Annotated in this window: 14 protein-coding genes; 8 read left to right on the forward strand and 6 right to left on the reverse strand. The window is 59.5% G+C overall.

Going from position 1 to position 12619, the window contains the following annotated elements; genetic code table 11:
- Positions 1–179 precede the first annotated feature (179 nt).
- From AAEZ03_RS08100 to AAEZ03_RS08110, 3 genes are all read left to right on the forward strand, one after another.
- A complete protein-coding gene (locus AAEZ03_RS08100; RefSeq protein ID WP_048387105.1) occupies positions 180–1187 on the forward strand; it encodes a methionine ABC transporter ATP-binding protein in 1008 nt (335 codons plus the stop codon).
- Positions 1187–1861: a methionine ABC transporter permease gene (locus AAEZ03_RS08105; RefSeq protein ID WP_048372458.1), complete on the forward strand. Its 675-nt coding sequence runs from the start codon at positions 1187–1189 to the stop codon at positions 1859–1861. The genes AAEZ03_RS08100 and AAEZ03_RS08105 overlap by 1 nt, the downstream gene beginning before the upstream one ends.
- A 76-nt stretch (positions 1862–1937) precedes the next feature.
- A complete protein-coding gene (locus tag AAEZ03_RS08110) occupies positions 1938–2708 on the forward strand; it encodes a MetQ/NlpA family ABC transporter substrate-binding protein (protein ID WP_350577576.1) in 771 nt (256 codons plus the stop codon).
- A 135-nt stretch (positions 2709–2843) separates the two neighbouring features.
- On the opposite strand, the gene AAEZ03_RS08115 is transcribed toward AAEZ03_RS08110, so the two are convergent.
- On the reverse strand, positions 2844–3479 hold the full coding sequence (locus AAEZ03_RS08115; protein ID WP_153390055.1) for an SCO family protein: 636 nt from the start codon (positions 3477–3479) through the stop codon (positions 2844–2846).
- A 266-nt stretch (positions 3480–3745) separates the two neighbouring features.
- Here AAEZ03_RS08115 and AAEZ03_RS08120 point away from each other — a divergent pair, with 266 nt between their 5' ends.
- Positions 3746–4381, forward strand: a complete 636-nt coding sequence (locus AAEZ03_RS08120) for a hypothetical protein (protein WP_350577579.1) — start codon at positions 3746–3748, stop codon at positions 4379–4381.
- 67 nt (positions 4382–4448) lie between these two features.
- On the opposite strand, the gene AAEZ03_RS08125 is transcribed toward AAEZ03_RS08120, so the two are convergent.
- The 3 genes from AAEZ03_RS08125 to AAEZ03_RS08135 form a co-directional block, all read right to left on the reverse strand.
- On the reverse strand, positions 4449–5180 hold the full coding sequence (locus AAEZ03_RS08125; protein WP_048372451.1) for a carbonic anhydrase: 732 nt from the start codon (positions 5178–5180) through the stop codon (positions 4449–4451).
- Positions 5181–5338: 158 nt separating this feature from the next.
- A complete protein-coding gene (locus AAEZ03_RS08130; RefSeq protein ID WP_350577583.1) occupies positions 5339–5827 on the reverse strand; it encodes a 2-thiouracil desulfurase family protein in 489 nt (162 codons plus the stop codon).
- Complete coding sequence (locus AAEZ03_RS08135) at positions 5824–6459, reverse strand: 2OG-Fe(II) oxygenase (RefSeq protein WP_350577586.1); 636 nt, start codon at positions 6457–6459, stop codon at positions 5824–5826. The genes AAEZ03_RS08130 and AAEZ03_RS08135 overlap by 4 nt, the downstream gene beginning before the upstream one ends.
- Positions 6460–6610: 151 nt before the next feature.
- Between AAEZ03_RS08135 and AAEZ03_RS08140 the strand changes: the two genes are divergently transcribed.
- Positions 6611–7363, forward strand: a complete 753-nt coding sequence (locus tag AAEZ03_RS08140) for a hypothetical protein (protein ID WP_350577589.1) — start codon at positions 6611–6613, stop codon at positions 7361–7363.
- A 7-nt stretch (positions 7364–7370) separates the two neighbouring features.
- On the opposite strand, the gene AAEZ03_RS08145 is transcribed toward AAEZ03_RS08140, so the two are convergent.
- The gene (locus AAEZ03_RS08145; RefSeq protein ID WP_048372442.1) at positions 7371–7724 is read right to left on the reverse strand and encodes a YkgJ family cysteine cluster protein; all 354 of its coding nucleotides are present in this window, start codon (positions 7722–7724) and stop codon (positions 7371–7373) included.
- Positions 7725–7871: 147 nt separating this feature from the next.
- Here AAEZ03_RS08145 and AAEZ03_RS08150 point away from each other — a divergent pair, with 147 nt between their 5' ends.
- Entirely contained in the window at positions 7872–9173 is a 1302-nt protein-coding gene (locus AAEZ03_RS08150; RefSeq protein ID WP_350577592.1) for an NAD(P)/FAD-dependent oxidoreductase, read from the forward strand.
- 81 nt (positions 9174–9254) lie between these two features.
- On the opposite strand, the gene AAEZ03_RS08155 is transcribed toward AAEZ03_RS08150, so the two are convergent.
- A complete protein-coding gene (locus AAEZ03_RS08155; RefSeq protein WP_350577595.1) occupies positions 9255–9446 on the reverse strand; it encodes a DUF1127 domain-containing protein in 192 nt (63 codons plus the stop codon).
- A 169-nt stretch (positions 9447–9615) separates the two neighbouring features.
- On the opposite strand from AAEZ03_RS08155, the gene AAEZ03_RS08160 reads away from it, so the two are divergent.
- Positions 9616–11052 (forward strand): aminotransferase-like domain-containing protein, encoded by a 1437-nt coding sequence (locus AAEZ03_RS08160; RefSeq protein ID WP_350577598.1) that lies wholly within the window; start codon positions 9616–9618, stop codon positions 11050–11052.
- The gene (locus AAEZ03_RS08165) at positions 11052–12617 is read left to right on the forward strand and encodes a phospholipase D family protein (protein ID WP_350577600.1); all 1566 of its coding nucleotides are present in this window, start codon (positions 11052–11054) and stop codon (positions 12615–12617) included. Before AAEZ03_RS08160 ends, AAEZ03_RS08165 begins: the two co-directional genes overlap by 1 nt.
- Positions 12618–12619 lie beyond the last annotated feature (2 nt).

The following is a 12619-nucleotide window of genomic DNA, read 5'->3' on the forward strand; positions in this document are numbered from 1 at the left end:
GCTGTTAGTACTGACTGGCGCCTGTTGTGGTCGTTCCTTATTTCTGACCATCAGTCGTCTTATCGCCAAATGAAAGGTCTTCGCTCAAATAAATGCTAAGAACCTCTATAAGGACAGGCTAAAATGCGCGCCCGGCTAACCGCTGATCTTCTATTTACGCGCCCCACAAGGTTCGCTACGTGATTGAGTTTCATAACGTTCATAAAACTTACCGGGTCGCTGGTAAGGACATTCCCGCCCTGCACTCCACGAGTTTGCGTGTTGAGAGCGGTCAGGTATTTGGCCTGATTGGCCATTCTGGCGCGGGTAAAAGTACATTGCTGCGCCTGATCAACCGCCTCGAAACACCGAGCGGCGGGCAGATCATCGTCGACAACGAAGACGTGACCGCCATGGATGCCAATGGCCTGCGGCGTTTCCGTCAACAAGTCGGGATGATCTTCCAGCACTTCAACCTGCTGGCGTCCAAGACCGTGGCTGACAACGTGGCGATGCCGCTGACGCTGGCGGGCGAATTGTCCCGCAGTGAAATCGACCAACGTGTGGCCGAGTTGCTGGCGCGCGTGGGCCTGTCAGACCACGCCAAGAAATACCCGGCGCAGCTGTCAGGCGGTCAAAAACAACGCGTGGGCATCGCCCGTGCCTTGTCCACCAAGCCAAAAGTCTTGCTGTGTGACGAAGCCACCAGCGCGCTCGACCCGCAAACCACGGCGTCGGTCCTGCAATTGCTGGCTGAAATTAACCGCGAGCTGAAGCTGACCATCGTGCTCATCACCCACGAGATGGATGTGATCCGCCGTGTGTGTGACGAAGTGGCGGTGATGGACGCTGGCGTGATCGTCGAGCAAGGCCCGGTGGCCGAGGTGTTCTTGCACCCCAAGCACCCGACCACCAAGCGATTTGTGCAGGAAGACGAGCAGATCGACGAAGGCGAGCAGCGCGATGATTTCGCCCATGTGCCGGGGCGCATTGTGCGCCTGACGTTCCAGGGCCAGGCCACCTACGCGCCGCTGCTGGGCACCATCGCCCGCGAAACGGGTGTGGACTACAGCATCCTGGCGGGCCGGATCGACCGCATCAAAGACACCCCCTACGGGCAACTGACCCTCGCCATCACCGGTGGCGACATGGACGCCGCTTTCGCCCGCTTTACTGCGGCTGACGTTCATATGGAGGTGCTGCGCTAATGGACTCTCTCCTGAGCTTTTTCACCAATATCGACTGGTTCGAAATCTGGCTGGCCACGGGCGATACCCTGATGATGCTCGGCGGTTCGCTGCTGTTCACCATCCTGCTGGGCCTGCCGCTGGGCGTGCTGCTGTTTCTGTGCAGCCCGCGCCAACTGTTTGAACAAAAAACCGTGTACGCCCTGCTGTCGCTGCTGGTGAACATTCTGCGTTCGTTGCCGTTCATCATCCTGTTGATCGTAATGATCCCGTTCACCGTGTTGATTACCGGCACCTCGCTGGGCGTCGCGGGTGCGATTCCGCCTTTGGTGGTCGGTGCAACCCCGTTCTTCGCCCGTCTGGTAGAAACGGCCTTGCGTGAAGTTGACCGTGGCATCATCGAAGCCACCCAGTCGATGGGCGCCAGCACCCGTCAGATCATTACCAGCGCCTTGCTGCCAGAAGCCCGCCCGGGCATTTTTGCAGCGATTACCGTGACCGCGATTACGCTGGTGTCCTACACCGCCATGGCGGGTGTGGTGGGTGCGGGCGGCCTCGGGGATCTGGCGATTCGTTTCGGCTACCAACGTTTCCAGACTGACGTGATGATTGTCACGGTGGTGCTGTTGTTGATTCTGGTGCAGATTCTGCAAACCGTCGGCGATCGGCTGGTGGTGCACTTCTCGCGCAAGTAAAGCCTCGCTTAAAAACATAATAGCCAGCGTTGTGCTGGCAGATACCTGGAGTCAGGTGTTCACAAGGAGCTGTTGAATGAAGAAGTTATTTGCTGCTGTGGCCGCTGTAGCGGCATTTTCTGCCCACGCAGGTGATCTGTCGGTGGCGGCGACTCCGGTCCCTCACGCTGAGATCCTGGAGTTCGCTAAGCCGGCTTTGGCTAAAGAGGGCGTGAACCTCAAGGTCAAAGTGTTCACTGACTACGTTCAACCCAACGTACAAGTGGCGGAAAAGCGTCTGGACGCCAACTTCTTCCAGCACCAGCCTTACCTGGATGAGTTCAACAAATCCAAAGGCACTGACCTTGTCAGCGTAGCGGCCGTGCACCTTGAGCCGCTGGGTGCTTACTCCAGCAAACTCAAAAATCTTGATGAGCTTAAAGATGGCGCCACCGTGGTGATCCCGAACGATGCCACCAACGGCGGCCGTGCGCTGTTGCTGCTGGACAAGGCGGGGTTGATCAAGCTCAAGGATTCGAAAAACATCCTGTCGACGGTCAAGGACATTACCGAGAACCCTAAAAACCTGAAATTCCGCGAGCTCGAAGCAGCGACGATTCCACGCGTGCTGACCCAGGTTGATCTGGCGCTGATCAACACCAACTACGCGCTGGAAGCCAAGCTGAACCCGGAAAAAGACGCACTGGTCATTGAAGGCAGCGACTCGCCTTACGTGAACATCCTGGTTGCACGCCCGGACGACAAAGACTCTGAAGACATGAAAAAGCTGGTCGCTGCCCTGCACACGCCAGAAGTGAAAGCCTTCATTCTTGAGAAGTACAAAGGCGCCATCCTGCCGGCGTTCTGATACCGATGATCCGGGCAAACCCGATCCCCTTGTGGGAGCGGGCTTGCTCGCGATTCATACCATTGAATCCTGATGACACACCTTGGTGATCCCATCGCGAGCAAGCCCGCTCCCACCGATGTGTGTACTAATCCCTTACTTCCTCTCTACCAGCCCCGGCAACTGGGCAACCATCTTTTGCGTGTTGAACGGCGCGCGGATAAAACCACGTTGAGTGCCGTCAGGCCCGATCAGCGCCAGGTTACCGCTGTGATCCACGGTGTAGTTCGGCTTGCTGGTATCTGGCGGGATAAACGGGATGCTCACGGCGTTCGCCAATGTTTGCAGTTGCTCGGTTGAGCCCGGTGTCAGGCCGACAAATTGCGGGTCGAAGTAGCTCAGGTATTTTTTGAGCTGCTGCGGGGTGTCCCGGTTCGGGTCGACACTCACCAGCACCACTTGCAGCTTGTCCTGTACCGCTTTTGGCAGCTCGCTTTTGATCTGGCGCAACTGGGAAAGCGTGGTCGGGCAGATGTCCGGGCAGTAGGTGTAGCCAAAAAATAGCAGGCTCCACTTGTCCTTCAGCTCATTGATGAGCACCGGCTGACCGTCCTGGTTGGTCAGGGTGATGGCCGGCAGATGGCGACTTTGTGGCAGCAGAATAATCCCGGCCTCGGTCAGCGCCGTGTTGTTGCCCTGACTGCTGCGCGACATCAGGCTGTTGAAGATCAGCCCCATGATCAACGCCAGCAGCGCGACCAGGATAAAGACGTTTCTTTGGGTTTTAGTCATAGGTTCATCACAACGTAGTGGTCGATAAACAACGCGAGAAGACAGCGTACGTGAAGGCCGGGTTAACAGCCTGTGGCCCATTGCCACGGTACAACACTGATCGGTTAAGATGCGCGCCCAAAATGAAAACCTGACCCCCGCGACAAATGGCACTCACTGCCCGATTAAAAAATGACCGACAATACGCCCCCTGAAAAAAAGGCCCTCTTTTGCAGTGAGCGTCTTTTAAAGCACTTCCCTGATTCAGCGCCCCCCTTGGAGTTCCCATGAACACCGCCGATATTCGCGCGCAGATCTCGCGTGCCCAAGAACTTGATGCCAAAAGTGGCCTGCTCACCCGGCATTTGGCGACCCGCCTTCCCAACCTGCATTCGGCCATTCAGCTACCTGAACCCGATCGGAACGCGGTGATGACCCGTTTTGTCAGCGCCTATATCGACCAGGTGCCGGACTTGCTCGATGCAGCCCATGCGGTCGCTCGCGAGGCGGGTATCGAATCACAGATCGAGCCTGTGCTGAAAATTGCCGAGCAGTTTTTTGTTCAGCCCCCATCACTGCTGGACGGTCATGAAGGGCTAGAGGGCTTGCTCGACGAAGCGTACTTGGCGCATCGGTTGGTTGAAGAGGTCAACGATCTCTACATCAAGCACTTTCACCAGCCGTTGATTCCGCTGGACATGACCGTGGCCAACCTGATCGCCCATCAATTGGTCGGTGAAGCGTTTGCCAACCAGCTTGATGAGGCCGTGCACCACGCGGTGGATGAACTGCTCAATGAAGAAAGCTTTGCGCTGGAGTCGGTTGAAGCCTATCGCGACAAGCTCACCAGCCCGGACACGGGGGCTGCGTGGAAGCGTTGGCCGTGCCTGTCCAAGCAGTTGGGCGTCGGCCTGGCGTTGTAATCCCCCGCTTGCCTCGTGATCTTTTAACGGGCAAAAGATCGCGAGGCTCATGCCTGCAGTCCGGGGGTTAAAACCGGGCTTTAGGCGTTGCGCTCGGGATCGGGTTGGTTCCGTCCAGCGGGCGGAAAGTGCCGGTGTCGGCGTCGTAAGCCTTGATCGCGCTGGTCTCGATGTCATAGACCCAGCCATGAATGAACAAATGCCCGCTGGCCATGCGCGACGCCACGGACGGGTGGGTGCGCAAGTGTTGCAGTTGGGCGATCACGTTTTCTTCCGTCAGCACGTGCATGCTTTCGGACTCGTTGGCGCAGTTGCAGTTGTCCTGCACCATGGTTTTCGCCACTTCAACGTGATGCAGCCAGGCTTTTACCGTCGGCATCTTTTTCAGCGAGGCCGGGTTGAGTACAGCGCGCATCGCGCCGCAATCCGAATGCCCGCAAATGATGATGTGCTGCACGCCCAGTGCCAGCACCGCGTACTCAATGGCGGTGGAAACGCCACCGTTCATCTGGCCGTAAGGCGGAACGACGTTGCCCACATTACGCGTCACAAACAGATCGCCCGGTGCACTTTGAGTGATCAGTTCCGGGACGATGCGCGAGTCGGCGCAGGCAATAAACATCGCACGCGGGCTTTGTGCCGTGGCGAGTTTTTTGAAGAAGGCTTCCTGTTCAGGAAAGATCTCGTGATGGAAGTGTAAAAAACCATCGACGATGTGGTGCAAGGCCGCATCGGCACTTTCGGCGGGTGAAGTGTTGGCGGTAGAGGCAGTGGGTTGTGGTTTCTGCTTGTCGCTCATATAAATCCCCTGGGCAAAGTGGCACCGGATGTTACACGCACACACCGTAAAACTGTAGTCGCTGCCGCAGGCTGCGAAGGGTTGCGAAGCAACCCGTTTCTCAAAAACGCTGCAAACCTTCGCAGCCTTCGGCAGCGACTACACCAGCGACTACGCCATCAGGAAATATCGGCCAACGCGTACGCAGCTTCGGCCAGTTCCAGCTCATTGAACACCCGAACCCCGGCAGCGCTGAGCAGGGCAGCGGTCACGCCCTGGCCTGCCACTTTGGTGCCGCTGAAGCTGCCGTCGTAGGTCAGTCGATTGCCACACGACGGGCTGTTGGCCTTGAGGATAGCAATGCGAATGCCATGCTGTTTGACCAACTCCAGCGCCTGTTGGGCGCCGGACACAAAGGCTGCCGTCACGTCCTCGCCGTCAGTGGTGATGACCGGCGCGCGGCCGCTGAGGACTTCAACGCCTTGCCCGCCCGGAATTTCGGCCGCCGCACGCGGAGTGGGCAAGCCACCGGCGACTTCCGGGCACAGCGCTATCACGCGGCCTTCGTCCTGCCATTTCGCCAATTGGTCATAGGGGCCGCTGGCGCCGCCGTCATAGCGCACGCGATGGCCCAGCAGGCAGCGGCTGACCAGCACCTTGGCGCTCATAGCAGCACCTCGGTGGCGCGGCGTCGGAACCAGCCGGTCAATGACAGCCGGTCACGGGTGGCGGGCAGCACTTCATGGGGGATCTCGCCCGACAGAAACACCACCAGGCAGCCACCGGTCGGCAACACGTCGTAATCACCCCTGTCCTCAAGGTACATGCGCAAGTGCCCGCCGTGCTCAGGCAGCCAAGCCTGATTGAGGTAAAGCACCGCTGACACCATGCGTCGGTCGTCGTCGCGAAAGCGGTCCAGGTGCTTGAGGTAAAACGCACCGGGCGGGTAGAGCGCGAAGTGACTTTCAAAGTCCTCCAGGCCCAAAAAAAGCCTGCGATTCATGGCGATTCGCAGGCTTTCCATTAACCCTAAATAGTTGTCGCAGGCTAGAGCCTCTCCCGGCTCCAGCCATTGAATATGGTCGCCGCGGATACCCTCGCGAACCTCTTGCGCCGGGCCACGGCCAACGGCCGCCGGGGTCAATTCGCCCTCGGCTGCACGTTTATGGCACTCAGCCGCCAGTTCGAGGGTCAAAGCCTCGGGCAGAAAAATGTTTTGCTGTGACCATCCCTGCGCGTACAGGTCGTCGACGATGCGTAGCAACAGCGGGTGATCAGAGGGTATTTGCATGGCGCGCATAATATCGATACGCCCGAAAATCTGACAGCTCCGTCTAGCTGGCCACGCAGAAATATTTCATCTGGTCATTTAAAGCCGCTGGGGCGAGACGAATTCTCGACAAGTCCTACGCTGGCCCCGGACAATAGCGCCTAGCTGACAGGAGTCCTTCATGCGCCGCTTGTTTTTACTGTTAATGATGTGTTGTTCGTTACCCGCATGGGCAGACCACCTCGATGATCTATTCACCGTTGCCGGTTGGCCTGAGCAACGCGCGCATTTCACTGACGCCCTTAATGCCGCTCAAGAGCGCTACCGCAACAACTTGCCGCCTGCGGTTTACCAGGCGCTGGTCAACAACAGCAGCCAGCGTTTTGCCGCGCAGGCGATGGACCAGCGGGCCAAAGGGCAGATGCGCAAGAAGCTGCCGAATCCAGATCCAGCCCTGACTTTTTTCCAGTCAGAGCTGGGCCGTAAAATTGTCGCCGCTGAATTGCTGGCCACCCGCCGTGATCAGTTGGCCAAGCACGCGCAAGGTTTGCCGCGCGTTGAGGCCAGCGCCACGCGGCAGTTGCTGATTAACCATTTGTCCAACGCCTTGCCGGCGAGCGAGGCGGGGGCCGAGGTCACGCTGGCCATTGCCGGTGTGGCGGCAGACAGCCTGAGTGCAATGATTCCTGGCCTGCTGGGCAGCACACAGGTACAAGGCGCGCTCAACAGCCAGCGCCAGCGGCTGATGGAGCAGATCGCAGGGGAGCTGGATAACACGTTGCTGTACGTGTACCGCGACTTGTCGGACCCGGAGCTGGAAGAGTTTGTGACGTTCGCGGAGTCGCCTGACGGCAAAACCTACTACCTGGCCGCATTGGCCGCGATCCGCGCCGGTTTGGCCGTAGGGCAAAGCACTTCAAGCCTGGCCCAATAACGGTGCGTTAAACCAGCACCTGACGGGTGCTGGCAATGTACTCATGCACGAGCTTCTCCGCGCTGGGGTGAATCATCTCCAGCGGGCGACGGCCATTGGGGCAGGGCAGCGTTGGCGTGGTGCCGAACAGGCGGCAAATAAGCGGGCGTTCGTCATACACCGTGCAGCCGTTCGGCCCCAGGTGCACACAGTTCAGCTCATTCAGGGCGGCTTCTTGCTCGGCTGCGGTCTTGCGCGGCAAACGGGCCATTTCTTCCGATGACGTGGTCACAGGCCCACAGCAGTCATGGCAACCCGGCACGCATTCAAACGACGGAATTTGCTGCCTGAGAAAGCGGATTTTATGACTGTTGCAGCTCATTTATTGCCCGTCGCACGTGAAAAGGCCGCAGAGTCTGCCTGAAAAGCGGCGGCCTAGACAGCACCGTACGGCCGGTCTTGCCCCTCGCGATTGGCACGGCTTATGCTCTGTAAAATTTTCCAAACATAAACAATCAGGATTACGCACATGAGCGCCCCCGTTCAGCGCAGCCAGCACACCGCCTCTTATTACGCCGCCAGCAGCTTGTCGCAGCCTGACCATCCGGTGTTGCAAGGTGACGTGGTGGCCGATGTGTGCGTGGTCGGTGGCGGGTTTTCCGGGTTGAACACAGCGCTGGAACTGGCCGAGCGCGGCATGAGCGTGGTCCTGCTTGAAGCCCATAAAATCGGTTGGGGCGCCAGCGGGCGTAACGGCGGACAACTGATTCGCGGCGTCGGCCATGGCCTGGACCAGTTTGAAGGGGTAATCGGCAAAGACGGCGTGCGGCAAATGAAGATGATGGGGCTGGAGGCCGTGGAGATCGTCCGCCAGCGCGTCGAGCGGTTCAACATCGCCTGCGACCTGACCTGGGGTTACTGCGACCTGGCCAACAAGCCCCGTGACCTCGAAGGCTTTGCCGAAGAAGCGCAAGAACTCCGCGATTTGGGCTATCGCCATGAAACCCGCTTGCTGCAAGCCAACGAAGTGCACACCGTGGTGGGTTCGGAACGATACGTGGGCGGGTTTATCGACATGGGTTCGGGCCACCTGCACCCGCTCAACCTGGCCCTGGGTGAGGCCGCCGCTGCGGCGCAACTGGGCGCAAAATTGTTCGAACACTCGGCCGTCACCCGCATCGATTACGGCCCCGAAGTGCGCGTGCACACCGCGCAAGGTTCAGTCCGGGCGAAAACCCTGGTGCTGGGCTGCAACGCTTACCTTCAGGGTTTGAACCCGCACCTCAGCGGGAAAGTTCTCCCAGCAGGCAGCTACATCATTGCCACCGAGCCGTTGACCCAAGCCCAGGCCCACGCCTTGCTGCCGCAAAACATGGCGGTGTGCGATCAGCGCGTGGCGCTGGATTACTACCGGCTCTCGGCAGATCGCCGCTTGCTGTTCGGCGGTGCTTGCCATTACTCGGGCCGCGACCCGCAGGACATTGGCGCTTACATGCGGCCCAAAATGCTGGACGTGTTTCCGCACCTTAAAGACGTGAAGATCGATTACCAGTGGGGCGGCATGATCGGGATTGGCGCCAACCGTTTGCCGCAAATTGGCCGCCTGCCGGATCAACCCAATGTGTATTACGCCCAGGCCTACTCAGGCCACGGGGTGAACGCCACGCACCTGGCGGGCAAGTTGCTGGCCGAAGCCATCAGCGGCCAGCACAGCACCGGTTTTGATCTGTTCAATCAGGTGCCGCACATCACCTTCCCGGGCGGCAAATACCTGCGCTCGCCGTTGCTGGCGCTGGGCATGCTCTGGCACCGGCTCAAAGAACTCGCCTGATTACTGTAGGCGCGAGCTTGCCTCGCGATCTTTTGATCTTTTTAAAGCTCGCGAGGCAAGCTCGCTCCTACAGGGATTGTGTCAAGAGCGCCAAAACGGTTTTCGGCCTTCGTGTTTGGCCACTTCGGCACTCAAGCCCACGTCTTGCAGTTGCTGCGCGTCCAGCTTGCGCAAGGCGCGGCGGGTGCGGGAGCGATGCCAGAACAGACTCCAGCGCCCTAGGTGCGTGGGCTGGCTGTTAGGTCTCGGGTGTCCATCGCTAAAGGCATTCATCGCGCAGCTCCTTTTGACTCCATTGCATTGAGTCAGCATGATGGCCCTGCGCCGAAAACCATGACAGATTCAGCATTCGGCTATTAATTGCATACAGATGCGGGCTTTTGAGCGCTGAATCCTTGGTTTTTGCCTGATCTGTACTGGTCGTCCTTTCGAGAGTGCCGCCATGACCCTATACATCAACCTCGCCGAGTTGCTGGGTACACGCATCAAGCAGGGCTTTTACCGACCGGGCGACCGCTTGCCGTCGGTGCGGGCCTTGAGCGTCGAGCACGGTGTCAGTCTGAGCACGGTGCAGCAGGCGTATCGCGTGCTGGAGGACCAGGCACTGGCGTCGCCGCGCCCCAAATCAGGTTATTTCGTACCAATGGAGCGCGAGTTGCCCGCCTTGCCGGGCATGGGCAAACCGGCGCAGCGTCCGGTCGAGATTTCGCAGTGGGAGCAGGTGCTGGAGCTGGTGCGTTCGGTGCCGCAAAAAGACGTCATACAGCTGGGGCGCGGTATGCCGGACGTGTACACGCCGACCATCAAGCCGCTGCTGCGCAGCCTCGCGCAAATCAGCCGGCGCCTCGATTTGCCCGGCCTGTATTACGACAACGTCTACGGCGTGTTGGCCCTGCGTGAGCAAATCGCGCGCTTGTTGCTCGATTCAGGCTGCCAACTGGGGCCCCAGGACCTGGTGATCACCACCGGCTGCCACGAAGCCCTGTCCTGCAGCATTCGGGCGGTGTGTGAGCCGGGCGATATTGTTGCGGTTGACTCGCCGAGCTTTCATGGCGCCATGCAAACCCTCAAGGGTCTGGGCATGAAAGCGCTGGAGATTCCTACCGACCCGCTCACCGGCATCAGCCTCGAAGCGCTGGAACTGGCGCTGGAGCAGTGGCCGATCAAGGCGATTCAGGTCACCCCCAGTTGCAACAACCCGCTGGGCTATATCATGCCCGAGGCCCGTAAGCGGGCGCTGGTGGCGTTGGCGCAGCGCTTTGATGTGGCGATTATCGAAGACGATGTGTACGGCGAACTGGCCTACACCTACCCGCGCCCGCGTACGGTGAAGTCGTTCGACGATGATGGCCGCGTGCTCTTGTGCAGTTCATTTTCCAAGACCCTGGCCCCCGGCCTGCGCGTGGGCTGGGTCGCGCCGGGACGGTATCTGGAGCGGGTGCTGCACATGAAATACATCAACACCGGCTCAACGGCGCCACACCCGCAACTGGCCGTGGCCGAGTTCTTGAAAAACGGACATTTCGAGCCCCATTTGCGCAAGATGCGCACGCAATACCAGCGTAATCGCGACTTGATGCTCGGTTGGGTCAGCCGCTATTTCCCGCCGGGCACCCGCGCCAGCCGACCTCAGGGCAGCTTTTTGCTCTGGCTGGAGCTGCCGGACGGTTTTGACAGTTTGCGCCTCAACCGCGCGCTGCTGGCACAAGGCGTACAGATTGCCGTGGGCAGTATTTTTTCGGCGTCCGGCAAGTACCGTCATTGTTTACGAATGAACTACGCTGCCAAACCAACGCTCCAGATCGAAGAAGCGGTGCGTAAAGTCGGTGAAGCTGCCAGCGCGCTGTTGGCGCAAGCCGCAAATCATGCCGAGCATTAATGGGGCACCACACGTTGAAATCACTGTGCATATTGCTGTTCGCGTTGTGGCTGGGAGGGTGTAGCACCGTGCAAGTCAACCGTGAGCCGAGCCAGGCATTACCGGCGTCGGGCTCGGCCTTTGGCCGTTCGATTCTGGATCAGGCGGCGGCGTATCAAGGCCGTTCGGGGTTTCGTTTATTGCCCAGAGGCAGTGAAGCGTTTTGGGCACGCGCCGAGCTGATCCGCAATGCGCAGACCAGCCTTGATCTGCAGTACTACATCGTCCATGACGGGCTTAGTACGCGCATGTTGATCGACGAATTGCTCAAGGCCGCGGATCGCGGGGTGCGCGTGCGCATCTTGCTGGATGACACTGCCAGCGACGGGCTGGACGACATTCTGGCGACCCTTGCGGCTCATCCCAACATTCAGATTCGCCTGTTCAACCCGCTGCAACTGGGCCGCAGTACTGGCGTGACCCGGGCCATGGGGCGGCTGTTCAACCTGTCGCGCCAGCACCGGCGCATGCACAACAAGCTGTGGCTGGCCGACAACAGCGTGGCGATTGTGGGTGGGCGCAATCTGGGCGATGAGTATTTCGATGCTGAACCGGATTTGAACTTCACCGACATCGACCTGCTCAGTGTGGGGCCGGTGGCTGAGCAGTTGGGACACAGCTTTGACCAGTACTGGAACAGCGCGCTGAGCCAGCCGATTGGCGATTTTGTTTCTTCGCGGCTGTCCCATGTGGAGTTGACCAAGGCCCGTGGCGCGCTGGAGGCTTCGCTCAAACAGTCTAAGGCGGCGCATCAGGCGCTGTATCAGCAGCTCGCCGCTTACGAAACCGATCCGCAACTGGACGTGTGGCGCAGCGAGTTGATCTGGGCGTGGAACCAGGCGCTGTGGGATGCGCCGAGCAAGGTGCTGGCGGAGGGCGAGCCGGATCCGCACTTATTGCTGACCACCCAATTGGCCCCGGACCTTTCCGGGGTCAACAAAGAGCTGATTTTGATTTCGGCGTACTTTGTGCCCGGTGAGACGGGCTTGGTGTACCTGACCGGGCGCGCCGATGCCGGGGTTGATGTGCGTTTGTTGACCAACTCGCTGGAAGCCACGGACGTGCCGATTGTGCACGGTGGCTACGCGCCGTATCGCAAGGCGCTGCTGGAACATGGGGTCAAGCTGTATGAGCTGCGCCGTCAGCCGGGGAGCACGGGCGGCAGCGGGTTGCACCTGTTCAAGCCGGGCTTGAGTTCTGATTCGAGTTTGCACAGCAAGGCGATGATCTTCGATCAGCGCAAGTCGTTTATCGGCTCGTTCAATTTTGACCCGCGCTCGGGCTTGTGGAACACCGAAGTCGGCGTGCTGGTGGACAGCCCGGAACTGGCCGCCCAGGCGCGCGACCTGGCCTTGCAAGGTATGTCGCACGCGTTGAGTTATGAGCCTGTGCTGGAGAAAGGGCAGATCGTCTGGGTGACCGAAGATCACGGCCAGTTGCACAGCCTGACCCGCGAGCCGGGCAGTTGGTGGCGCCGGCTAAATGCATGGTTCAGCAAGACGGTTGGGCTGGAAAAGATGTTGTAGTG

The sequence above is a fragment of the Pseudomonas sp. HY2-MNA-CIBAN-0224 genome, assembly GCF_040310285.1.
Taxonomy (GTDB): domain Bacteria; phylum Pseudomonadota; class Gammaproteobacteria; order Pseudomonadales; family Pseudomonadaceae; genus Aquipseudomonas; species Aquipseudomonas helleri.

What these genes read in the sequence shown, in the direction of transcription:
- AAEZ03_RS08140 (WP_350577589.1), top strand. Translation starts at nt 6,611, where the DNA reads ATGCGCCGCTTGTTTTTACTGTTAATGATGTGTTGTTCGTTACCCGCA.
- AAEZ03_RS08130 (WP_350577583.1), bottom strand. Translation starts at nt 5,827, where the DNA reads ATGAGCGCCAAGGTGCTGGTCAGCCGCTGCCTGCTGGGCCATCGCGTG.
- AAEZ03_RS08110 (WP_350577576.1), top strand. Translation starts at nt 1,938, where the DNA reads ATGAAGAAGTTATTTGCTGCTGTGGCCGCTGTAGCGGCATTTTCTGCC.
- AAEZ03_RS08165 (WP_350577600.1), top strand. Translation starts at nt 11,052, where the DNA reads ATGGGGCACCACACGTTGAAATCACTGTGCATATTGCTGTTCGCGTTG.
- AAEZ03_RS08115 (WP_153390055.1), bottom strand. Translation starts at nt 3,479, where the DNA reads ATGACTAAAACCCAAAGAAACGTCTTTATCCTGGTCGCGCTGCTGGCG.
- AAEZ03_RS08125 (WP_048372451.1), bottom strand. Translation starts at nt 5,180, where the DNA reads ATGAGCGACAAGCAGAAACCACAACCCACTGCCTCTACCGCCAACACT.
- AAEZ03_RS08155 (WP_350577595.1), bottom strand. Translation starts at nt 9,446, where the DNA reads ATGAATGCCTTTAGCGATGGACACCCGAGACCTAACAGCCAGCCCACG.
- AAEZ03_RS08120 (WP_350577579.1), top strand. Translation starts at nt 3,746, where the DNA reads ATGAACACCGCCGATATTCGCGCGCAGATCTCGCGTGCCCAAGAACTT.
- AAEZ03_RS08135 (WP_350577586.1), bottom strand. Translation starts at nt 6,459, where the DNA reads ATGCGCGCCATGCAAATACCCTCTGATCACCCGCTGTTGCTACGCATC.
- AAEZ03_RS08105 (WP_048372458.1), top strand. Translation starts at nt 1,187, where the DNA reads ATGGACTCTCTCCTGAGCTTTTTCACCAATATCGACTGGTTCGAAATC.
- AAEZ03_RS08160 (WP_350577598.1), top strand. Translation starts at nt 9,616, where the DNA reads ATGACCCTATACATCAACCTCGCCGAGTTGCTGGGTACACGCATCAAG.
- AAEZ03_RS08150 (WP_350577592.1), top strand. Translation starts at nt 7,872, where the DNA reads ATGAGCGCCCCCGTTCAGCGCAGCCAGCACACCGCCTCTTATTACGCC.
- AAEZ03_RS08145 (WP_048372442.1), bottom strand. Translation starts at nt 7,724, where the DNA reads ATGAGCTGCAACAGTCATAAAATCCGCTTTCTCAGGCAGCAAATTCCG.